We start from the raw sequence: 21,408 nt of genomic DNA, 5'->3' as shown, positions 1-21,408 counted from the left end.
CATTACATTTGCATTAACATTCATTTCTGAAAAACGCCTCTCAAAAACGGCTCACGCACTCCATCGCTACCGCTTTGAACTCGGCAAAATTCTGGCTGGCGCAGAGTCGCGTCATGGCGCGCTCACGCAAGAAAGTGACAAAAATATCGTAGATCGCCATTGCTTCTTCGTACTCGCTTTTACTGATGGCGAGTAAAAAGATGACGTGCGCCGTCTCATCTCCCCAGACGATGCCCTGCGGCGCGAGCACGGTATAGACCACCGTTTTCTTCGCCAGCAATCCCAGGGCGTGCGGCAGGGCGATGCTGTCGCCTAACATTGTGCTGACAATGGCTTCACGCTCAACCACCGAGTCGAGAAACTCCGCATCCACAAACCCCTCGCTTTGCAGCTGATCGCACAATGTCTTAAACAGCGTCTGCTGATCCATTGCACTGTCGATAATGCGAAAGTGAGCGGCGTCGAAGTATTTGTTCAGCATCCACGGGCGGGTTCTGTCCACCAGCACCAGCTTGCCGATCTGCTCCAGCTGGTAGTCGGTAGGGAATGGCGCAATCATGACCACCGGCTTATCTTTTTCGCTGACGCGCGCGGTAGAGATGACAAAATCTTCGGCAATGCTGTCCCGCTGCTCATAGTCACGCAGAGTCAGGGTTCTCACGATCTCAATCTGCGGATATTTCCGCGCCAGCACCGCTTCGATCATGCGTACCATCGCATTTCCCGCGTCACATACCAGCAGGATTTTAGGCTGCCGTTGGTAACCGATGTTGTAACTACGCTCCAGCCCAACACCAATATGCAATACCAGAAAACCAATCTCGTTTTCGCTGATGGTATACGGCGTGTATTTTCCCCAACCCGACACGGCCGCCAGCGTCATATCCCACGCCATAGGGTAGTGCTGCTTAATGTTTTCCAGTAGCGGATTGGGGATCATGATCTGATAGCGCACTCGCGTGATCATCGTTTTGATGTGGGTGAGCAGGTCGGCATGTAACTGTTTGTCATTCAACAGGTTATAGTTGTACTGCGTGTTGATAAAACGGAGGATATAGTTAACCAGCGCTTCATCGTCATCGGCATTGATGGCGCTGGGAGCAATCTCCTGCACCTGCCGTGCGGCAATGTGTACCTTCAGCCAGTTCTCTTCAGACGCCGACAGCGGTTTATCCGCCAGGTGTTGCAGCACCGCCGCAATATCCCGCGCCGCGAAGCAGACGTTGTCCTCCACCTCTTCCGTGGTAAATTCCGACAGCGGATACCCTTCGCTGATGCGCCGTACCGCGACGGCGCAATACAGGCGTAAAAACAGCTCGCCTTCATCTGTCAGACGAATACGAAAACGGGTAAATATTTCCTGCAAAATCGGCTGCAATTGCTCCGGCACGCCCGCGTTAAGCGCTTCTTCCACAATCAGCGGGTTCGCCGGGTCCTGCTGCGCCAGCGTCCACAGAAGATCGGTCAGACACGCGCGGATCGCCATCTCGCTGCCGAACAATTTCATGCCGTGGCGCGGGCGGGTTTCCAGCGTCAGATGATAGCGGCGCAGCCACTCGCGAACTTCCGCCATATCATTTTGCAGCGTCGCGCGGCTGACGAACCACTCATCCGCCAGATCTTCCAGTTTGAGCGAGAAAGCGGACGTCAGGAAACGAACCACCAGATAGTGCACCCGTTCCTGGCTGGTTCGCGGGATGCGCAGCGTACTCGGCTGCTGCTCCCGCAGGGTTTGATAGCGGGCCGGATCGTCAATTCGGAGCTGATAACCGTTGCCCCGGCTCAGAACAAACTGCGCGCCATACTGCGTCAGCAACGCATTCAACGCAGTAATGTCCGCCCGCACGGTGCGCGTGGAAACCGACAACCGCTGCGCCAGCTCATCCTGCGGCAGCGTCTCGTTTTGCAACATATCAAACAGCTGTGCCAAACGTTGGTTGGGGAATCGCACGTCACTTACCTCACTCTTGCTATTAACCTACGCACGTCCGGGTAATGGCCAACAGCTGGCGCACATCGTCTGGACGGGTGTTGCCACTCACCTTATCAATAATCGAACTATAAATGTGAGGAATGATTTTGCTGACGCCGGCATCAAGCGCAATCTGCAAAATCTCGCCAAAGTTTTCCAGATCGATACCGCCAGTCGGCTCCAGCCAGAAGTCGTGACGGGCGCAGGCTTCCGCTACCGCTTTGTACTCATCACGGCATTTCAGGCCGCCCATCGGGAAGTATTTAATCGAGCTGCCGCCCATGTCTTTCAGCAGGGCAATCGCCGTCTCAACGGGAACAATGCCGTCCGGCGTTTTGCTGCTCAGCGGGCCGGTAGAAATTTTCACTCTGCCCGGCGTCCCCGTCGGGGAGACCAGACCGTTAACGACCGTTTCACTCTGCCCCAGCAGCGCGCGGCTGGTCGCCACGCCGGTAAAGACCTGATTAACGTGCTGCGGCTGCACCTGACGAGAGATTTCGCTCACCATCGCCGACTGGTTCGGATCGCCAGCCCCCAGGCCAACAGAGAGGGCATTGTCGATAAGCGCCGCATATTCGCGCATATCCGCCACCGCGCTATCGACATCCGGGTAATTTTTGGAGAGCACGCCGACCAGCACATGGCCTTCCGCCGCCGCATAAATCTCACGGGCGTTCTCTTTGGAACCCGCCAGAACGTTCAGACAAACGCGGTCACGGTAAAAGTTAGGGGTCAGTTTCATGCTTTTTTCTCCTGATTAATCACGTCGCGAATACGGCGTGCCACAATCTCCAGTTGCGCCTGATTTACGCTGCGGACATCCGCCTCAATAATGCCTTCGTTAGCTTTGTAGCCACGGAAATAGATGGCGTACTCACCCTGTTTGAGGGCTTCCACCAGATCGCCGGTGGCAATGCCGGTCACGGCCTCATCGAATTTAATTTCCGTTCGCGCGATATCGCGTCCGGCGCTGTCCCACACCACGCGGGCGCTCACGCCATTAAGCGCATTCAGCGCATCAATGAACGGCGTCATTTTTTCGACCATCTCCGCGCCGCTCTCTTTCTGCGCGTTCAGGTAGAGCTCGATGGCGCAGGTCAGCCCGAGGATGCCCTCTTTACCGACTTTCATGGCGCGGCCAATGCCCGCCGTCTGGCGTTTCACCCACTCGACGTACTGAGTTTTACCGATCACCAGACCGCTGGTCGGCCCTTCAATCGCTTTCGCGCCGCTGTAGATCACCAGATCCGCGCCGACGCGGTAGTAACACTGCAAATCCTCTTCTGCCGCCGCATCCACAATCAATGGTAAATTGTGCGTGCGCGCGACTACCGCCGCCTGCTCTACGCTGAGCATGCTTTTCTGCACGCAGTGGTGAGATTTGATATAGAGGATCGCCGCCGTGCGCGGAGTGATCGCCGCCGCAAGCTGCGCTGCGGAACATTCGTTGGCATAACCGGCTTCAACCAGCTTACCGCCGCCCAGCGCCACCATCGTGCCAACCGGCGCGCCAAAGTTAACGTTGTGCCCTTTCGGCAATACAATTTCGTTATTCTCGATCGGGGTAACATGCAGGTTTTCCAGCAGCCAGTCGCTGTCCTGAACCAGTACCGCCGCTACCGACTGGGCAATCCCCGCCGAGGCGCAGGAGACGACCGTCGCCCCTTCCACATCCAGCAGTTTTGCAATGTACTCCCCGGTTTTATTGACCAGATCTTTCATCTCAAAGTACTGGTTCATGCCATCCATTGCCGCCTGCACCACTTCCGGGCGCGGGGTGGAAACACCGAGCGCGGTCATGCGCCCTGATGTATTAATCACTTGTTTCAGATTGTATTTTTCATAAATCGAAGTCACGTTCAGCACTCCCTTGTTCGGTTACATAGCCCTTACCCGCACGGATGGCGGCAAGCGGCACCAGCAATTTTTCAGCCTGTAAGCTGTCGTTTTCAGCGTCCACCAGCACGGTTGGCTGGCGCCTGAGCGTAAAGAGGGTCAAGTCGGCGTCCAGACCTGGCTCAAGGCGGCCTTTGCTTTTCAGGTTCAGGCCATCAGCGGCATTTGCCGTCACACAGTCGATGACCTGTGGCAGCGTCATGCCGATGGCGAGGAATTTCGACATCACATTGGCAAGCGAATAAACCGGGCCATTGATGCGGTTACGACAGTAGATATCCGAGCTGATGGTGTGCGGCAAAATGCCTAAGCTAATCGCGCGCTGCGCGACCGCAAAGCTCAGGCTGGCAGTGCCGTGACCAACGTCCAGGCGCACGCCGCGCTGTAGCGCCCGGGTGATTGACGCGCGCAGCTCGCCGCCCGGCGTCAGAATGCGATTAGGTTTGCCGTTATAGCAGTGAGTGATGATATCGCCCGCCGTCAGACGCTCAGCGATCTCATCCAGATCCGGCGGATTGTTGCCGATGTGTACCATCAACGGCAGATCGCCGTTCTCTTTCTGCATCGCTTTGGCGCATTCCAGCGGCGTAATGCCGTTTTCACCCACTACGCTGCTGCTCATTCGCGCCTTCAGGCCCACAATGAAATTCGGATGGCGTTTCACCGCCTGTTTCACGGCGTCCGCATCGACATTGGCCATATTCGCCAGTTCGTTTTGTGCGATCAGTCCTACGCGGGAGATATTCAGCAACGCATAAACTTCAGTGGCTGCTTCACGGGTCAGCGTGTAGAAATCATCAATGTCGTCTGCGCCGGTACTGCCCGCATCAACAACGGTGGTGACGCCTGTCGCAATACCGACGCTGTCCGGCTCATCGTGATAAATCGGGGATTTCGGATAGCAGTGGACGTGGGAATCAATCCACCCTGCGCTAACGTAATACTCGCCGCGCAGATCGACGGTTTTCGCCGCCGGTTGCTGGATATTGCCCAGCGCGGCAATTTTGCCGTCCTTCAGGGCGATATCGCTCACCGTATCGTCAACCAGACGCGCACGGCGCAGGAGTAAATCATACATCGCTCTCTCCTTTGCCGGATGGCGGCGTAACCGCCTTATCCGGCCTACAAATCAACAGTTAGCTAATGGCAATCGGGAAGATCGAACCTAAAATCATGGCGCCGAGGATCGCGCCGCCGGTGATCGGCTTCTGCCAGAGATAGAACAGCAACGCCCCCAGCAAAGAACCCACGCCGATTGGAATCGAGGCGGTCATCGCGCTGAGGATGATCAGTGGCCCCAGGAAGCGGCCTGACGCATTACCCGCCCCCATCATCACGTCCGCCCCGTAGGTGGAGTCGCTCTGATTGATGGTGAACTTACGCGCCAGAATGATGACGTAGCCAATTGCCAGACCAATCACCAGACCGGTGATTAACGAGGCGACAAAGTTAGCGACCGGGAAAACGATCCCTGCGCCCAGCAGCAGCGCCGGAACCCCAAGACCGACGCCGGTCTGGATCGCCCCGCCGATGTCCAGAATCCCCACCAGCGACCCTTCGATAATGCGGGCAAACAGGAAGCTTGCGCCAAACGCGGCCACCGCGCCGTAAACGCCGGTGTCCATCCCCGCTTTCAGCATTGCCACAAAGGCCACTTCGTTAAACGCGCCGATACCGTACAGGTAGTACATATGCGTCCCGGCAAAAACGCCGGATGAGAGCAAGCCTACAAAGATCGGGAACGACCAGTCGGCATACCAAAAACCTTTATTCTGTTCCATTATGATGGCCTCCGTTATTTGCCGCTGAGCGAGCCGTGGATCAGTTCGAGCCAGTTCGGCACGGTCATATTGAAGGATTCGATCATCTTCATGTCGAAGCCGCGGAAGAAGCCGCTCAGGACAAACAGCGCCACAATGGCGACCATCATCACTTTGGTGACGTGGTTCCAGCCGCTCTCTTCAACACCTTTGCCGATCAGAATACCCAGCACCAGACCCGGAACGGCGTTACCCATGATCAGCTGCGCCGCGCCGCCAAACACGGTGGCCCAGAAGCCTGATTTTTTCCCGGCGTCGATCGCCGCCAGCCAGAAGATAACCGGCATCACGGTATTCACCAGCAGGTTAGCCGCAGGCACCAATACCTTAACGGCAGTAACCTGCAACGCTTCCGGTACGGAAGAGGCGGTAAGGTTGAGGAAGGTCACGACGATCATGCCGATGATGCCGCAGGCAATCGCCATTTTCTTCGGATCGTGCAGCGTCTCGCCGACATTGCGGTTTTTGATCATCAGCGCTGCCGCGCCCCAGTTCGGGATGATGCGGTGATCGACATCCTGCGTGAATGAACCTGCCGCAACGGATGAGGCCCAGGCGTTGAAGAAGAAGCCCAGACCGAAGGAGAAGTGAGAAGCCGGGTCCCCTTCACAGGAGTTCAGTTCCCCCAATGTACGAAACGCGCCCATACCCTGTGTAGTCGGCGCATGAAACATGCGTGCAGCCCCGGCGCCCACACCGACGCCGACCAGGCCACCAATGATGAGCGATTTTATTAATATTATCAGGAACATATTTATGCCTTTTAATAAAGAATCAGCGTTGCGCGACGAAGTCCACCTTGTCGAGATTGATGGCAGTCACGTTGACGGTCACTTCCAGCTCCACGCTGTAGGTGCGTCTTTCCCGGCGCAAAAAGACAAATAAAAACGCTTCTTTGCGCACCGTTTCACGCGCTTGAACAACCTGCACATCCTGTGGCTCAATACGCAATAAAATATGCGGCGATGCTTTCATCACCGCGCCCTGAACGTGGTTCAGGGCATCGGCAAAGGCGCGCGCTTTGGCTTCGCCTTTACCGGTGACTCTCACCGTAGTGGTGAATTGTTCTTTCATACTTAAGCGCCGTATTTCTTCTGCCACGCCTGAACCAGACGCTCGCCAAGTTCTTCTTTATCCATAAAGCCGAACCCCAGCACGTTGCAGCCTTCGTTGATAGCCGTGACGCCTTCATCCACAGAGCGCATCCCGTATTTGGCTTTGTAGCCATACTTGTTTTGCGCCGTGATGGCACCCGCGCCGCCGCTACCGCAAAAAGAGATGCCAAAGGTAGCGTTTTCCGCTTTCATCACGTCGCCCAGCTTCATATCCGCCGCCACGCCCGGCACCACCACCGCACGACCACCGGCTTTTTCCACACCTGCCGCCACTTTCTGGCCCTTACCCAGACGATCGCCAATTACGACTGTAATCTGTTCCATTTTTTGCTCCTTAAAGGTTGTCTTTCGCGACTTCGAAATGTACTGACAGCAGCCAGGCTTCTTCCTCTGGAAGGTTGCCAAACGCCGCCACGATGTCGCGGGCAAGTACCATTGATTCGGCTGAAATTTCATCAAATAAACTGGCATCCACTTCCGGCAAAGGCTCGCCGGTCACTGACCGGTGCGCCATGGCGCGAACATGAGACGTCAGCATTTGTTCCTGTACGGCGTTGGGAATGATGTGATGTTCGCTGAGTAAGGCATACACCTGCGCCAGCATGCGATCGGCCAGTTCACCGATCTCCGTCACCTGCTCCCCCATGTCGTTCATTACTGCTCCGTTATTCACTCGTCTTACCCCGTTAATGGCTCTGGGTTAAAACTAACGGCGGGGGTTAAAAGTTTGTAGCGAGTTGTTTTCCACTTCGAAGTGGAAAGGCGAGTGGCGACAGTGATCTGTTCCACAGAAAAGGGGGATTTGGCGATTTATCGCTGAAAAACTGTGACATACGTCGCAAGGAAAAGCGGAAAAACCGATGAGAAAAAGCACATTCGCGCGATCGCCTAATGTGAAAAAGTGTGACGGGAATAGGGATTACTTATGGCCCAGGGGAAATGCCGGATGGCGACGCGATGCGTCTTATCCGGCCTACATACGTTATTAACGATACTTCTTATGGTACGCGTTGCGGGTGGTTTTAAACGTTTCCGCCGCCGCTTGCGCCTCTTTGATTTTTCCTTCATTCGCCAGTTTTAATGCGCCGTCAATCTGACCGACCAGCGTATCTAAACCGTGGCGAAAATCCTTCATCTCCGGGCTATCCGGGGCTTTATCTTCCAGCTTAGGCGGCGTGCCTTTTTGCGCATCCAGCGCAGCGACGCGCATTTTGCTTAACGCGTCTTTCAGTTCGGTCGCGTTATCCGTTTTTTCCACCACCTTCAGATTGTCGTTAAGCGTGTCCATATTGTCTTCAAGATCGGCAGAAAACACCGCCGAACTGAACGCCAGGGATGATATGGCAAGAACAGCTAACAGGTTTTTACGCATTGCTCACTTCCTCATTTTTATTATGAAAAGAAAACAAACGAGTGCTACTGCCCGGCGATTTTCATCTCCGGTAACAGTACGGAACCACACTGTATATTGCTACGCGTTTCAATATCGTTACCCACGGTGACGATATTGCGCCACATCTCTTTTAAATTCCCGGCGATGGTGATCTCGCTGACCGGATACTGGATCTCGCCGTTCTCAACCCAGAAACCGGCCGCGCCACGGGAGTAGTCGCCAGTAATGCCGCTCACCCCCTGGCCCATGAGTTCGGTGACGACCAGACCGGTGCCCATCTCTTTGAGCAGTTGTTCAAAGCTCAGCCCCTGCCCGGCAATGCGCCAGTTATGGATGCCGCCCGCGTGCCCGGTGCTTTTCAGCCCCAGTTTGCGCGCGGAATAGTTGGTCAGCAGCCACTGGGTCAGCACGCCGTCTTTCACAATGTCGCGACGCTCTGTGCGCACACCTTCGCTGTCGAATGGCGAAGAGGCCAGCCCTTTCAGCAGATGCGGGTGTTCTTCGATGGTCAGCCATTCCGGCAGAATTTGTTTGCCCAGCGAGTCGAGCAGGAAGGTCGATTTACGGTATACCGAGCCGCCCGCAATCGCGCCGACCAGATGGCCAAACAACCCGGTCGCCACTTCATTCGCGAAAATCACCGGCGCTTTCATGGTCGAGAGTTTGCGCGGCGCCAGGCGAGATAACGTGCGGCGCGCGCACTCGGCGCCCACCCATTCCGGCGTTTGCAGATCGCCTAACGCGCGGCCAATGGTGTAGGCGTAATCACGCTCCATGTCGCCCTTTTCTTCGGCGATGACACAGCTTGAGAGCGAATGGCGCGTGGAGCAGTACCCCTGCAACATGCCGTGGCTGTTGCCGAACACTTTGATGCCGTAATGGCTGTTAAAGCTGCCGCCTTCGGTGTTGGTAATACGTTTATCCGCCTGTAACGACGCCTGTTCCGCGCGAGCAGCCAGATCAATGGCCTCATCCGGGGTTACTTCCGCCGGGTGGAACAGATCGAGATCCGGCGCCTCAAAGGCCAGCAGATCTTTATCTGCCACGCCCGCGCACGGGTCCGGCGAGGTATAGCGAGCAATATCCAGCGCCGCCTGTACGGTACGGGCAATCGCCTGCGGGCTTAAATCGGTGGATGACGCGCTGCCTTTACGGTTCTGGTGATAAACGGTGATCCCCAGCGCGCCGTCACTATTAAATTCTACGTTCTCCACTTCACCATAACGGGTGCTGACGCTGATGCCGGTGGTCTTGCTGACAGAGACTTCCGCGCCGTCTGATTTGCCTGAGGCGAGCTCCAGGGCTGTCGAGACCGCTTCTTCCAGAATCTTACGCTGCGCTTCAACTTGTGAGATTACTTTCATCGCAAATGCCATACTGTAGAGAGAGTTTCTCTGAAGTCTAACAGAGAACCGTTTTTCAGTGCGCATCTTAACTGGTAACATTAGCCTCTTTTTTTAAGGAGCCTGACATGACAAAGCAGCCCGAAGACTGGCTCGACGACGTTCCCGGTGATGACATCGAAGACGAAGACGATGAAATTATCTGGGTCAGCAAAAGTGAAATTAAACGCGATGCCGAGGAGTTAAAACGCCTGGGCGCGGAAATTGTGGATCTGGGGAAAAACGCGCTGGATAAGATCCCGCTTGATGCGGATCTGCGCGCCGCCATTGAGCTGGCCCAGCGTATTAAGATGGAAGGCCGCCGCCGTCAGTTGCAGCTGATCGGTAAGATGCTGCGTCAACGCGACGTTGAACCTATTCGTCAGGCGCTGGATAAGCTGAAAAACCGCCACAACCAGCAGGTGGTGCTGTTCCATAAGCTTGAGCAACTGCGCGATCGCCTGATCGTTGAAGGTGATGATGCGGTGGAAGAAGTGCTGAGCCTGTGGCCGAATGCCGACCGTCAGCAGCTTCGCTCGCTGATCCGCAACGCGAAGAAAGAGAAAGAAGGCAACAAGCCGCCGAAGTCGGCGCGGCAGATCTTCCAGTATCTGCGTGAGCTGGCGGAAAACGAAGAGTAATGCGTACGTGAGTTAAGTGTGCCGGATGGCGACGCAACGCGTTTTATCCGGCCTACAGCCTGGTGCATTTGGTATTGCCGGATGGCGACGCAAAACGTCTTATCCGGCCTACAGCCTGGTGCATTGGTATTTGCCGGATGGCGACGCAATGCGTCTTATCCGGCCTACAGCCTGGTGCATTTGGTATTGCCGGATGGCGACACAACGCGTCTTATCCGGCCTACAGCCTGGTGCATTTGGTATTGCCGGATGGCGACGCAACGCGTCTTATCCGGCCTACAGATTGTAGGCCCGGTAAGCGCAGCGCCACCGGGCATATGATTACTCCGCCGCCTCCGCCTTTTTCGCCAGGCCATCCAACAGTTTTTGATGGATGCCGCCGAACCCGCCGTTGCTCATCACCAGAATATGATCGCCAGGCTGCGCGGTTTTCACCACCATGTCGGCCAGCGCGTCCACATCTCCGCTCCAGTGCGCAGGCTGAACACAGGCATCCGCGACTTCCGCCACCTGCCACGGAATATGCTGCGGTTGCAACAAGAACACTTCATCCGCACGCCCTAACGATGGAGCCAGATCGTCTTTGCAAAGACCCATCTTCATGGTGTTGGAGCGCGGTTCCAGCACCGCAAGAATACGCGCCGTACCGCCCACTTTACTGCGCAACGCCGCAAGCGTCGCCAGAATCGCCGTCGGGTGGTGAGCGAAATCGTCATACACCGTCACACCGTTGGCTTCACCGCGCAGCTCCAGACGACGACGGGCGTTGATAAACGATCCCAACGCGTTAGCCGCATCCGCAGGCATTACGCCAACATGACGAGCTGCGGCAATCGCCATCAGCCCGTTATTCATATTGTGTTCACCGACCAGCGACCACTTCACTTCACCGGCTTTTTCACCGTCCAGCCACACTTCCCAAACGGATGCATCCGCGTTCAGTTTCTTCGCCTGCCAGTGCCCCTGCTCGCCCACCAGCTCCTGCTCGCTCCAGCAGCCCATCGCGATCGTCTGCTTCAGGTTGATGTCGTGTTCCGGGAAAATAATGCGCCCTTGCCCCGGCACGATGCGCACCAGGTGGTGGAACTGCTTCTGAATCGCTTTCAGATCGTCAAAGATGTCCGCATGGTCGAACTCAAGGTTGTTGAGGATCAGCGTGCGCGGGCAGTAGTGCACAAACTTGGAACGCTTATCGAAGAACGCGCAGTCGTACTCATCCGCCTCAATGACGAAGAAGTGACTTTCACCCAGACGGGCGGAAACGTCGAAATTGCCCGGAACGCCGCCAATCACGAAGCCCGGCTGATAACCGCAGGCTTCCAGAATCCAGGTCGCCATGCCTGCCGTGGTGGTTTTACCGTGCGTACCGGCTACGGCCAGCACCCAGCGATCGCGCAGAACAAAGTCATGCAGCCACTGCGGGCCGGACATATACGGAATGTTCTTTTCCAGCACCGCTTCAACACACGGATTTCCACGGGTCATGGCGTTGCCGATGATCACCAGGTCTGGCTGTGGGTCGAGCTGGCTGGCGTCGTAACCCTGAATTAAATCAATGCCCTGCTTCTCAAGCAGGGTGCTCATCGGCGGATACACATTGGCGTCCGAACCCGTTACTTCATGACCGAGCGAGCGCGCCAGCATCGCCAGACCGCCCATGAAAGTGCCACAAATTCCCAAAATATGAATGCGCATACGTCACTACCCTTTTTTAATCTGGGGGCCATTTTACGCACATGTCAGGCAAGTGAGAAACGCATTTCAGGATATTCCGTACTTTGCTGGCGCGATTCACCTGAGCGCGGCCGCTGAAATATTTGTTAAGATTGTTACGGTCGCTTTACTCCATATCAATTGCAGGGAAAGTGTTATGAAAACGTTAGGTGAATTTATTGTCGAAAAGCAGCACGAGTTCTCTCATGCTACCGGTGAGCTCACTGCTTTGTTGTCGGCAATAAAGCTGGGCGCCAAGATCATCCACCGCGATATCAACAAGGCCGGTCTGGTCGATATCCTGGGTGCCAGCGGTGCTGAGAACGTGCAGGGCGAGGTTCAGCAGAAACTCGACCTGTTCGCGAACGAAAAACTGAAAGCTGCACTGAAGGCGCGCGATATTGTGGCGGGCATCGCTTCTGAAGAAGAAGATGAAATTGTCGTCTTTGAAGGCTGCGAACACGCGAAATACGTGGTGCTGATGGACCCACTGGATGGCTCGTCCAACATCGATGTTAACGTCTCTGTCGGTACTATTTTCTCTATCTACCGCCGCGTAACGCCTGTCGGCACGCCGGTGACGGAAGAAGATTTCCTGCAACCGGGCAACAAGCAGGTGGCTGCGGGTTATGTGGTCTACGGCTCTTCAACCATGCTGGTTTACACCACCGGCTGCGGCGTACACGCCTTCACCTACGATCCGTCGCTGGGCGTTTTCTGCCTGTGCCAGGAGCGTATGCGCTTCCCGGAGAAGGGTAACACCTACTCCATTAACGAAGGCAACTACATCAAATTCCCGAATGGCGTGAAGAAGTACATTAAGTTCTGCCAGGAAGAGGACAAGTCCACGAATCGCCCGTACACCTCGCGCTATATTGGCTCCCTGGTGGCGGATTTCCACCGCAACCTGCTGAAAGGCGGGATCTACCTCTACCCGAGCACCGCCAGCCACCCGGAAGGGAAACTGCGTCTGCTGTACGAATGCAACCCGATGGCCTTCCTGGCTGAGCAGGCGGGCGGCAAAGCGAGCGACGGTAAAGAGCGCATTCTGGATATTACGCCGGAAAGCCTGCACCAGCGCCGTCCGTTCTTCGTCGGCACCGATCATATGGTGGAAGACGTAGAACGCTTCATCCGCGAGTTCCCGGACGCATAATTATCATTAATCGCACGGATGTAGGCCGGATAAAATGCGCAGCGTTGCCATCCGGCAATTTATTGCCTGGTGGCGGCTTCGCCTTATCCGGCCTACGTTCGGTTACGCTGCCTGTAGCTTAAATACGGCCATCGCCTCCAGCAGCGCATGGGACTGCTCTTCCAGCGAACGGGTGGCTGCGGAAGATTGCTGTACCAGCGCCGCGTTCTGCTGTGCGGTTTCATCCATCTGACTGACCGCGATATTCACCTGCTCAATGCCCCGGCTCTGTTCCTGAGAAGCACTGGCAATCTCACGCATCAGTTTGGTCATGCGCATCACTTCTGTCGCAATCTCATCCATCGTTTCACCGGCCTGCATCGCCAGATCGCTGCCCTCTCCGACATGCGTTTGCGAGTCGCTGATGAGCGCGCGGATCTCTTTCGCAGCATCGGCGCTGCGGCTGGCGAGATTACGCACCTCACCGGCAACCACCGCAAAACCGCGCCCCTGTTCACCAGCGCGCGCCGCTTCAACGGAGGCATTCAGCGCCAGAATATTGGTCTGGAAAGCGATGCCGTCAATTACGCCGAGAATATCGGCGATACGGTCAGAGCTGCCGGAAATATCACGCATTTTCTCAATGACATAGCACACCATCTCGCTGCCGCGATCGGCGGTGTCCGAGACTGATTTCGCCAGTTGGTGCGCCTGATCGGCATTTTCAGCGTTCAGTTTCACCGTCGCAGTCAGCTCTTCCATGCTGGCGGCTGTCTGTTCCAGCGAGGTGGCCGTAGACTCCGTGCGTTGCGCCAGATGCAGGTTGCCCGCCGTCAGTTCACGGCTGCCGGTATCAATTTGCGTGCTGGCGTCACGAACGCGTACCACGGATTCACTCAGCGCCGCACGCATCTCTTCAAGGGCGGTATTCAGACGGTTAAATTCAGAGCTGGCAAAACGGCTTACCGTCGGCGATAAATCCCCTGTCGCCAGACGCTCCAGTTGCTCAACAACATTATCAAGAGGTTTCAGGAGCTTATTACGCAACATCAGCCATACCAGCGCCAGCAGGCCGATGGCGGCCAGCGTCGCCCCCGTCATCACCCCATAATAGACCCAGGAAGTGATAATACGGGTGGAGGCGTAGAGCCCCATACCGCCCGTCAGCAACAGGAGCAGGGTAAGTAAAGACAGTAAAACCAGTAAACTTGTACGAATAGAGAGGGATTTTGGCATCGTTATCTTTCCGGTTGTAGGGATATAGAATCTATCGACTACAACCGGAAAAAGTTTATACGTTTCAGGAAATTCAATATGTTACTTCGGTGTTGCGGCTGTGTTGACACGCGTAACCGGAGAACTCTGGCGATTCTCCCACAGCACCGTCAGACCACGCTGCAAGGCAATAAAAATAAACAACAAAATCCCGATAGCGATCTTCGTCCACCAGGAACTCAGCGTGCCATCGAAGTTAATATAGGTCTGGATCAGCCCCTGGATCGCCACGCCGAACAGCGTACCTAACACCGTCCCCACGCCTCCGCTCAGCAACGTACCGCCAATCACCACCGATGCGATGGCATCCAGCTCAACGCCAACGCCCGCCAGCGCATAGCCGGCCTGGGTATAAATGGAGAAAACAATACCTGCCAGCGTCGCAAGCCCGGTAGAGAGCATATAAATACGGATGGTGGTGCTACGCGTCGAAATCCCCATCAGGTTCGCCGACGCCGCATTTCCGCCAATGGCGTAAACCTGATTACCAAACCGCGTACGGTGGGCGAGGAAAATGCCGATCACCACCACCGCCAGCATCAGCAGCCCCATTGCGCTCAGACGCCCGCCGCCGGGGATTTTCCACGCCAGGCTGGAAAGCGTATCGTAAATCGGGTGGTTAATCGGAATCGACTCCTCAGACACCAGGTAGCTGACGCCACGCAGGAAGAACATCCCCGCCAGCGTAATGATAAACGCCGGAATCTTCAGCGCATCAATCAGCAGCCCCATAAATGCCCCGAACGCACAGCCCATCGCCAGTACCAGCGGGAAGGCCAGCAGCGGCGAGATCCCCCAGTAGCCAATGGCCTTCGCCAGAAAAACGCCGGTAAACGCGATCACCGATCCCACGGACAGATCGATGCCGCCGGAGAGGATCACGAAGGTCATGCCAACCGCAATAATTCCGAGGAAAGCGTTATCGGTCAGGATGTTACAGATAACCCGGGTTGAGGCGAAACCGGGGAACTGCGTCAGGCAATAGAGGTAGCCCAGCACAAAAACCCCGAGGGTGATCATCAACGGTAAGTTACGTTTTATCACGACCACGCACTCCTTTTATCAGACTGATAAAGCGCTGCGACTGCACAATCAGCACGCATAACACCACGATGGCTTTGACGACCTGGTTCATCTCCGGCGGAAAGCCTGACAGCAGGATGCCGGTATTCATCCCCTGGATAATCAATGCGCCCACGACCGACAGCAGCAGGTTAAAGCGCCCGCCCATCAGCGAGCCGCCGCCAATAACCACGGCCAGAATGGCGTCCAGCTCCAACCAGAGTCCGGCGTTGTTGGCGTCCGCTCCGCGAATATCCGCCGTGATGATGATGCCCGCAATCGCCGCGCACAGGCCACTCAGAACATAGGTGAGCATGACGATAATGCGGGTGTTCACCCCGGCATTTTTCGCCGCCCGAATGTTGATTCCCACCGCTTCAATGAACATCCCCAGCGCCGTTTTACGGGTCAGCAGCCAGAACACCACCAGGGTAAGCAGCGCGATAATCACGGGCGTCGGAAACAGCAACAGCGAACCGCTGCCGAACCACGATAAGTTGGGTGAGTTAAAGGTGACGATCTGCCCGGAGGTGATGAGTTGCGCCACGCCACGTCCGGCCACCATCAGAATGAGCGTGGCGACAAACGGCTGAATTTTAAGGATCGCCACCAGAATGCCATTCCACAAGCCCGCCAGTACGCCTGTTCCCAGCGCCGCGAGCAGCACCACCGGTAAGCTGTGCCCGGCCACCGTCATGGCGGCAGTGGTCGCCCCGGCAATCGCCATTACCGCCCCGACGGAGAGATCGATACCGCCAGTGGCGATCACCAGCGTCATCCCAATCGCCAGCAGCGCAACGGGAGCCGCGCGGTTAAGAATGTCAATCGGGCTGCCGAACAGGCGACCATCCTGCAAAATCACCTGCCAGAAATGCGGCGCCACCAGGCTGTCCACCAACAGCACCAGCAGCAATGCCACGATCTGCGGCATACCTGTCGGCCAGCGAAAACGTCGCTTCGGCGGTGTGGTTTGCGGGAGAGACTGAGGCATCACACTATTCTCCTTACGCCGCAATGGCGTTCATGATCGCCGGAACGGACAGTTCCGCCAGCGGGATCTCCGCCACCTGTTTACGATCGCGCATGATGATCACCCGATCGGCATAGCCCACCAGTTCCTCCAGTTCAGAGGAGATGACCAGCAGCGCCAGCCCGTCCGCACACAGCGTTTCAATCAGTCGGATGATCTCCGCATGCGCCCCAACGTCGATGCCGCGTGTCGGCTCATCCAGGATCAGGAACTGCGGTTTGGTCAGCAACCAGCGCGACAGCAACACTTTTTGCTGATTGCCGCCGGAGAGAAATTCAATCGGCTGTTCCGCACTGGGGGTACGAATGCCCAACTGGCGGATAAAACGCTCGGCAATCTCCTGCTGTTCTCTGCGGGAAATCGGTCGCAGCCAGCCTCGCTGCGCCTGTAGCGCCAGAATGATATTTTCCCGTACCGATGCGGCGGCAATAATGCCGTCCGTTTTCCTGTCTTCCGGGCAAAAGCCGATCCCAAGGCATGAAGCCTGATGCGGCGATCGCAGGGTTTGCGGCTTACCTTTGATCATCGCACTGCCGCTGTCGGCCGGTTTAATGCCGAAGATCACCTCTGCGGTTTCGGTACGCCCCGATCCCAACAGCCCTGCCAGACCGACGATCTCGCCGGGGCGGACTTCCAGGCTGAACGGCGAGATGGTGTCTTTCCTGCCGTAATCTTTAAAGGCAGCCACCGGTTTATCGCTCAGCAAGGTGCGCCCCGCCCGCTGTAGCGCATGGGTCTCCAGTTCGCGCCCCAGCATCATTTTCACCAGTTCGATCTGTGGAAGCTCGCGGGTTTCGCGGCAGCCGACAAAGCTGCCGTTGCGTAACACGGTGATCCGATCGCTCACCTGATAAACCTGATCGAGAAAGTGCGTAACAAAGATCAGGCTGACGCCGCGATCGCGCAGATGGCGCATCAGGCCAAACAGCATCTCAACTTCCTGGGTGTCGAGGCTGGCGGTGGGTTCGTCGAGGATCAGGACTTTCGCGGAGAGATCGATGGCCCGGCAGATAGCGACAATCTGCTGCATTGCAACGGAAAAGCGATTGAGCGGCTCACGCACATCCAGCGAAAAGCCGTAAGAGGCCATCAATTCTGTGGCGCGTTTCTCCATTTCTTTGCGCCGCAGCAGGCCAAAACGCCGGGGCTCACGACCGATAAACAGGTTATCCGCCACCGACATATTGGGCAGAAGGTTAACCTCCTGGTAGACGGTTCCGATCCCCAGTTGCTGGGCATGCGCGGTATTCTTCGGTGAAATCGCCTGGCCTTCCAGCCAGATAGTGCCGCGATCGGCATGGTATACGCCGGTTAATGCTTTAATCAGCGTTGATTTTCCCGCCCCGTTTTCCCCGAGCAGCGCCATGATTTCGCCCCGGCGCAGGCTAAAATCGACGTTATCCAGCGCCTTAACGCCGGGAAAGAATTTACTGAGTCCCTCGGTACGGAGGATTTCCTGATTTTGGTCGATGGTCATGGCATTCCTCCGGTTCGAAAGCACGGCCTTTCCGTAGGCCCGATAAGCGCAGCGCCATCAGGCAATAAATGCCGGATGGCGGCGTAACGCCTTATCCGGCCTACAGAAGACCAACAGCAAAATCAGTAGCCCATGTTTTTCTTCTTCTCTAACTCTTCTTTTGCGGTGTCAGGCAGGTACAGCGTCGATTTGGTGATGGTCAGCTTCTCAGGCATCGTGCCGTCTTTTTTGTATTTCTCCAGCGCATCGAAAGCGGGCCCGGCCATGTTCGGCGTCAGTTCAACGCTGGCATTGGCTTCGCCATCAATCATCGCTTTATAGATATCCGGCACGCCGTCGATAGAGCCCGTCAGAATATCTTTGCCCGGCTTCAGGCCCGCTTCTTTAATCGCCTGGATCGCGCCGATCACCATGTCGTCGTTATGGGCGTAAACCATGCAGATGTTTTTGCCGTTGTTTTCCGCTTTGATAAAGCTCTCCATCACCTCTTTCCCTTTACTACGGGTAAAGTCGCCAGACTGAGAGCGGATGATTTTGATGTTTGGCGCTTTGGCGATGGCTTCGGCAAACCCTTTCTTACGGTCGATCGCCACGCTGGCCCCAACGGTGCCTTGCAGCTCAACAACGTTACACGGCTTGCCATCCACCTCTTTTACCAGCCAGTCGCCGATCAATCTGCCTTCCAGCACGTTGTCGGCGGTGACGGTGGTCATATAGAGCGATTTGTCTTTAACATCAATGGAGCGGTCGAGCAGAAAGACCGGAATTTCCGCATCTTTGGCTTCTTTTAAGACCGGTTCCCAGCCTGTCGCGACCACTGGCGCAATAAAGATGGCGTCCACGCCCTGAGCGACAAATGAGCGTACGGCTTTAATCTGGTTTTCCTGTTTTTGCTGACCGTCGGCAATTTTCAGCGTGATGCCGCGTTTTTCGGCCTCGCTCTTCGCCACGTTGGTTTCGGCGGCGCGCCAGCCGGACTCAGAGCCGACCTGCGAAAATCCTACGGTTAAGGGGGCGGCCATTGCCATAGACGACATGGCTGCCGAAACTGCTGTGACTAAAAGTAAGCGCTTCCACATAATGATGTCCTCGTAGCCCAGGTTATTGTTGGGTGAAAAGCATTCGCGAGGAAAACTATAGACAATAGGTGATGTAACGGATTGCGTTACATCACACTTCAAAAAAGTAAATAAAAGGTTAATCACAACTTTGTAATCGCTTTCATTCGCCTATGAAAAAAGCAGCTGTTGTTATGGATTTTCCTGTCACGTAAACCGTCTGAAAATCGCAGCCGGAGGGGAAAGAAGACGAAAACAAGCGGAGACTTTCAGCGCGAGTTGGCTATAATACTCGCCACTTGTTTGCCATATATATTTAAAGGAAACAGACATGAGCTTACTCAACGTCCCTGCGGGTAAAGATCTGCCGGAAGATATCTACGTTGTTATTGAGATCCCGGCTAACGCAGATCCGATCAAATACGAAGTTGACAAAGAGAGCGGCGCACTGTTCGTTGACCGCTTCATGTCCACCGCGATGTTCTATCCGTGCAACTACGGCTACATCAACAACACCCTGTCTCTGGATGGCGATCCGGTAGATGTTCTGGTCCCGACGCCGTATCCGCTGCAACCGGGTGCTGTGATCCGTTGCCGTCCGGTTGGCGTTCTGAAAATGACCGACGAATCCGGTGAAGATGCGAAGCTGGTTGCCGTACCGCACACCAAACTGAGCAAAGAATACGATCACATCAACGACGTGAACGACCTGCCGGAACTGCTGAAAGCGCAGATCACGCACTTCTTCGAGCACTACAAAGACCTCGAAAAAGGCAAATGGGTGAAAGTTGACGGCTGGGACAACGCTGAAGCGGCTAAAGCTGAAATCGTTGCTTCCTTCGAGCGCGCAGCGAAGAAATAAGTTCGTTTTCGCTTGAGCTCAACGTAATTTTTCAAAAGCCCTCGTATTTGCGAGGGCTTTTTTTATGCCGGGTAAAACTGCCTAAGAGAGATTATCGACAAACCTTGTTTGCAGGAACGTCGAGTTTTTCTTTCAGTAAAATGTAATATCTTTATTTTCTGCACCAGAAAATGTTTCTGCATGTCTAAACTTGTAACCAGAAAAATAAGTCAATCGACGTCTCGCCACTGCTTGTTCAAACGAATGACTTCACTCAATAGTTCATTCTCATCCAGATCGCCATCATCCCTTAACTCAGGATCAGCGCAATAAGTATCTAAAGCTGTAAATACACGATCGATATACAATTGCGTTTTTTCATCAACTTTGATGATATCACTGGAGTCCCTGTAGCTTCTCCAGGCATCCATATATTCAATCTCAAATGCTAATGCTGATAAGTCTCCAGAAAGGAAACTATCTATTAACCTGAGTAAATTCATAACATCCCCCTTAGAACACATTCCCTAACGCCAGTAAATCATGCCGTTGTCTTTCAGACAGCTTCCAACCTGAGATAAAATTTCCATCAAAATCTGTCATAACATTAAGATTAGTTGATGGATTAAAATAGTGACAGACATCAGAATCCCATCGATACTTCCCCTTTATTTTAATAGTATCAACCATATCCATATGTTTCCTCACTGCATTTTCAAACGACACCAGATTTTGCTTATTAGTTGTACCAGAAATGCCAAAGTCTATAGCATGTTTAAATTTTTTCTGTAACTGCTTTGTAGAAAATTTAAAATCATTAAATCTTACAGCAGTCCTGGTTTCAATTCGCCTCGATTCCTCAAGTGCTCGAACCTCTGATTCTAACCCCACCCTCCCCAACCCATACACTGCGGCAATTGAGGCTGCCGTTATGGCAACACCGACTGTTTTCTCGTTAAGAATCTGATCGTAACCCTCAACAGCATCGCCACCCAGTTTCTCGGCGGTGTCCCTGAATCCCCCGACATTACCATTATAAATCCCCCCGGCCGCCAGCAGTCGCCCTACGCCAGCGCTGTTAAGGGTATGAGTCTGGGCTTTCGGCGTTGGAACAAACAGCTTATTGTATTCCGCTGGCAGGGCAAGATAACTACACTCGGTATTGCTTATCAGATGTTTACTGAGAATATAATCATAATCAACAGATATTGTTTCTGTATCTATCTCGTCTTTTATAATGCGAAGCTGAATCCTTGATATTGAAGCACCTCTGAGCTGAATATAATAATACTTCTCCCATTGACCATATCTATTTATGCGGTAAAACCAAAACGCCAGAAACAGGTTTTCATTGTTATTAATCGCATTAGCTAACAGCGGTGAACTTTTATCTATTTGCTTGCTGAATGTTAAGCTCTGTAGATTCGCACCTTTACCTGTATTCGTTACCCCCGAACTCAAAGAAAATACAAATATTTCATTCACATGATTTCGTTGCCAACGATTACCGACTGAATCAGTTGTGCCACATCCATCAGAAATATCACCTTGTTGCTCACCAATGAGTTTAAGATAAACAATATCACTCATCCATTACT

At 54.6% G+C, this 21,408-nt stretch carries 23 protein-coding genes; 4 read left to right on the top strand and 19 right to left on the bottom strand.

Going from position 1 to position 21,408, the window contains the following annotated elements:
* Positions 1-40: 40 nt before the first annotated feature.
* The 11 genes from OGV82_RS21100 to pmbA form a co-directional block, all read right to left on the bottom strand.
* The gene (locus OGV82_RS21100) at positions 41-1,951 is read right to left on the bottom strand and encodes a BglG family transcription antiterminator (RefSeq protein ID WP_047459390.1); all 1,911 of its coding nucleotides are present in this window, start codon (positions 1,949-1,951) and stop codon (positions 41-43) included.
* Positions 1,952-1,973: 22 nt separating this feature from the next.
* On the bottom strand, positions 1,974-2,714 hold the full coding sequence (gene dagF / locus OGV82_RS21095) for a 2-dehydro-3-deoxy-phosphogluconate aldolase (RefSeq protein ID WP_047459393.1): 741 nt from the start codon (positions 2,712-2,714) through the stop codon (positions 1,974-1,976).
* Positions 2,711-3,829 carry a DgaE family pyridoxal phosphate-dependent ammonia lyase gene (locus OGV82_RS21090; RefSeq protein ID WP_047463804.1) on the bottom strand — a complete coding sequence of 373 codons (1,119 nt, stop codon included), beginning with the start codon at positions 3,827-3,829 and terminating at the stop codon, positions 2,711-2,713. Before OGV82_RS21090 ends, dagF begins: the two co-directional genes overlap by 4 nt.
* A complete protein-coding gene (locus OGV82_RS21085) occupies positions 3,813-4,946 on the bottom strand; it encodes an amidohydrolase/deacetylase family metallohydrolase (RefSeq protein ID WP_047459397.1) in 1,134 nt (377 codons plus the stop codon). Before OGV82_RS21085 ends, OGV82_RS21090 begins: the two co-directional genes overlap by 17 nt.
* A 58-nt stretch (positions 4,947-5,004) precedes the next feature.
* Positions 5,005-5,649: a DUF4310 family protein gene (locus OGV82_RS21080; protein ID WP_012134365.1), complete on the bottom strand. Its 645-nt coding sequence runs from the start codon at positions 5,647-5,649 to the stop codon at positions 5,005-5,007.
* Positions 5,650-5,663: 14 nt separating this feature from the next.
* Entirely contained in the window at positions 5,664-6,440 is a 777-nt protein-coding gene (locus OGV82_RS21075; protein ID WP_012134366.1) for a DUF4311 domain-containing protein, read from the bottom strand.
* A gap of 22 nt (positions 6,441-6,462) precedes the next feature.
* Positions 6,463-6,762 carry a DUF4312 family protein gene (locus OGV82_RS21070; protein WP_012134367.1) on the bottom strand — a complete coding sequence of 100 codons (300 nt, stop codon included), beginning with the start codon at positions 6,760-6,762 and terminating at the stop codon, positions 6,463-6,465.
* A 2-nt stretch (positions 6,763-6,764) separates the two neighbouring features.
* Positions 6,765-7,127: an SFCGS family glycine-rich protein gene (locus tag OGV82_RS21065; RefSeq protein WP_012134368.1), complete on the bottom strand. Its 363-nt coding sequence runs from the start codon at positions 7,125-7,127 to the stop codon at positions 6,765-6,767.
* A 10-nt stretch (positions 7,128-7,137) separates the two neighbouring features.
* Positions 7,138-7,476 carry a glycine dehydrogenase gene (locus OGV82_RS21060; RefSeq protein ID WP_180961904.1) on the bottom strand — a complete coding sequence of 113 codons (339 nt, stop codon included), beginning with the start codon at positions 7,474-7,476 and terminating at the stop codon, positions 7,138-7,140.
* A gap of 312 nt (positions 7,477-7,788) precedes the next feature.
* Complete coding sequence (gene cybC / locus OGV82_RS21055; protein ID WP_047459403.1) at positions 7,789-8,175, bottom strand: cytochrome b562; 387 nt, start codon at positions 8,173-8,175, stop codon at positions 7,789-7,791.
* 44 nt (positions 8,176-8,219) lie between these two features.
* The gene (gene pmbA, locus OGV82_RS21050) at positions 8,220-9,572 is read right to left on the bottom strand and encodes a metalloprotease PmbA (protein ID WP_047459405.1); all 1,353 of its coding nucleotides are present in this window, start codon (positions 9,570-9,572) and stop codon (positions 8,220-8,222) included.
* Positions 9,573-9,667: 95 nt separating this feature from the next.
* Between pmbA and yjgA the strand changes: the two genes are divergently transcribed.
* Both yjgA and OGV82_RS21040 read left to right on the top strand, forming a co-directional pair.
* Positions 9,668-10,219, top strand: coding sequence for a ribosome biogenesis factor YjgA (yjgA, locus tag OGV82_RS21045; protein WP_012134373.1), 552 nt, complete (start codon positions 9,668-9,670; stop codon positions 10,217-10,219).
* 25 nt (positions 10,220-10,244) lie between these two features.
* On the top strand, positions 10,245-10,508 hold the full coding sequence (locus OGV82_RS21040) for a hypothetical protein (protein ID WP_127891248.1): 264 nt from the start codon (positions 10,245-10,247) through the stop codon (positions 10,506-10,508).
* Between the two features lie 32 nt (positions 10,509-10,540).
* On the opposite strand, the gene mpl is transcribed toward OGV82_RS21040, so the two are convergent.
* Positions 10,541-11,914, bottom strand: coding sequence for a UDP-N-acetylmuramate:L-alanyl-gamma-D-glutamyl-meso-diaminopimelate ligase (gene mpl / locus OGV82_RS21035; RefSeq protein WP_024130777.1), 1,374 nt, complete (start codon positions 11,912-11,914; stop codon positions 10,541-10,543).
* Between the two features lie 175 nt (positions 11,915-12,089).
* Between mpl and fbp the strand changes: the two genes are divergently transcribed.
* On the top strand, positions 12,090-13,088 hold the full coding sequence (gene fbp / locus OGV82_RS21030) for a class 1 fructose-bisphosphatase (RefSeq protein WP_024130778.1): 999 nt from the start codon (positions 12,090-12,092) through the stop codon (positions 13,086-13,088).
* 102 nt (positions 13,089-13,190) lie between these two features.
* Here fbp and OGV82_RS21025 read toward each other — a convergent pair whose 3' ends face one another.
* The 5 genes from OGV82_RS21025 to ytfQ all read right to left on the bottom strand — a co-directional run bounded on the left by OGV82_RS21025 (position 13,191) and on the right by ytfQ (position 18,990).
* The gene (locus OGV82_RS21025) at positions 13,191-14,303 is read right to left on the bottom strand and encodes a methyl-accepting chemotaxis protein (RefSeq protein WP_080750335.1); all 1,113 of its coding nucleotides are present in this window, start codon (positions 14,301-14,303) and stop codon (positions 13,191-13,193) included.
* Positions 14,304-14,384: 81 nt separating this feature from the next.
* Positions 14,385-15,386: a galactofuranose ABC transporter, permease protein YjfF gene (gene yjfF, locus OGV82_RS21020; RefSeq protein ID WP_024130779.1), complete on the bottom strand. Its 1,002-nt coding sequence runs from the start codon at positions 15,384-15,386 to the stop codon at positions 14,385-14,387.
* The gene (gene ytfT, locus OGV82_RS21015) at positions 15,373-16,395 is read right to left on the bottom strand and encodes a galactofuranose ABC transporter, ATP-binding protein YtfT (protein WP_024130780.1); all 1,023 of its coding nucleotides are present in this window, start codon (positions 16,393-16,395) and stop codon (positions 15,373-15,375) included. Before ytfT ends, yjfF begins: the two co-directional genes overlap by 14 nt.
* A 13-nt stretch (positions 16,396-16,408) precedes the next feature.
* Positions 16,409-17,911, bottom strand: a complete 1,503-nt coding sequence (gene ytfR, locus OGV82_RS21010) for a galactofuranose ABC transporter, ATP-binding protein YtfR (protein ID WP_047459408.1) — start codon at positions 17,909-17,911, stop codon at positions 16,409-16,411.
* Positions 17,912-18,033: 122 nt separating this feature from the next.
* Entirely contained in the window at positions 18,034-18,990 is a 957-nt protein-coding gene (ytfQ, locus tag OGV82_RS21005; protein ID WP_012134381.1) for a galactofuranose ABC transporter substrate-binding protein YtfQ, read from the bottom strand.
* A 310-nt stretch (positions 18,991-19,300) separates the two neighbouring features.
* On the opposite strand from ytfQ, the gene ppa reads away from it, so the two are divergent.
* Entirely contained in the window at positions 19,301-19,831 is a 531-nt protein-coding gene (gene ppa / locus OGV82_RS21000; protein ID WP_012134382.1) for an inorganic diphosphatase, read from the top strand.
* A gap of 209 nt (positions 19,832-20,040) precedes the next feature.
* On the opposite strand, the gene OGV82_RS20995 is transcribed toward ppa, so the two are convergent.
* Both OGV82_RS20995 and tssD read right to left on the bottom strand, forming a co-directional pair.
* Entirely contained in the window at positions 20,041-20,313 is a 273-nt protein-coding gene (locus OGV82_RS20995) for a colicin immunity domain-containing protein (RefSeq protein ID WP_047459410.1), read from the bottom strand.
* Between the two features lie 10 nt (positions 20,314-20,323).
* Positions 20,324-21,400, bottom strand: coding sequence for a type VI secretion system tube protein TssD (gene tssD, locus OGV82_RS20990; protein WP_080750337.1), 1,077 nt, complete (start codon positions 21,398-21,400; stop codon positions 20,324-20,326).
* Positions 21,401-21,408 lie beyond the last annotated feature (8 nt).

The organism is Citrobacter sp. CK191 (assembly GCF_030333435.1).
GTDB classification, from domain to species: Bacteria; Pseudomonadota; Gammaproteobacteria; order Enterobacterales; family Enterobacteriaceae; genus Citrobacter_B; species Citrobacter_B koseri.
Note: the sequence above shows the minus strand (reverse complement) of the source record. Positions and strands in the feature narration are given on the sequence as shown.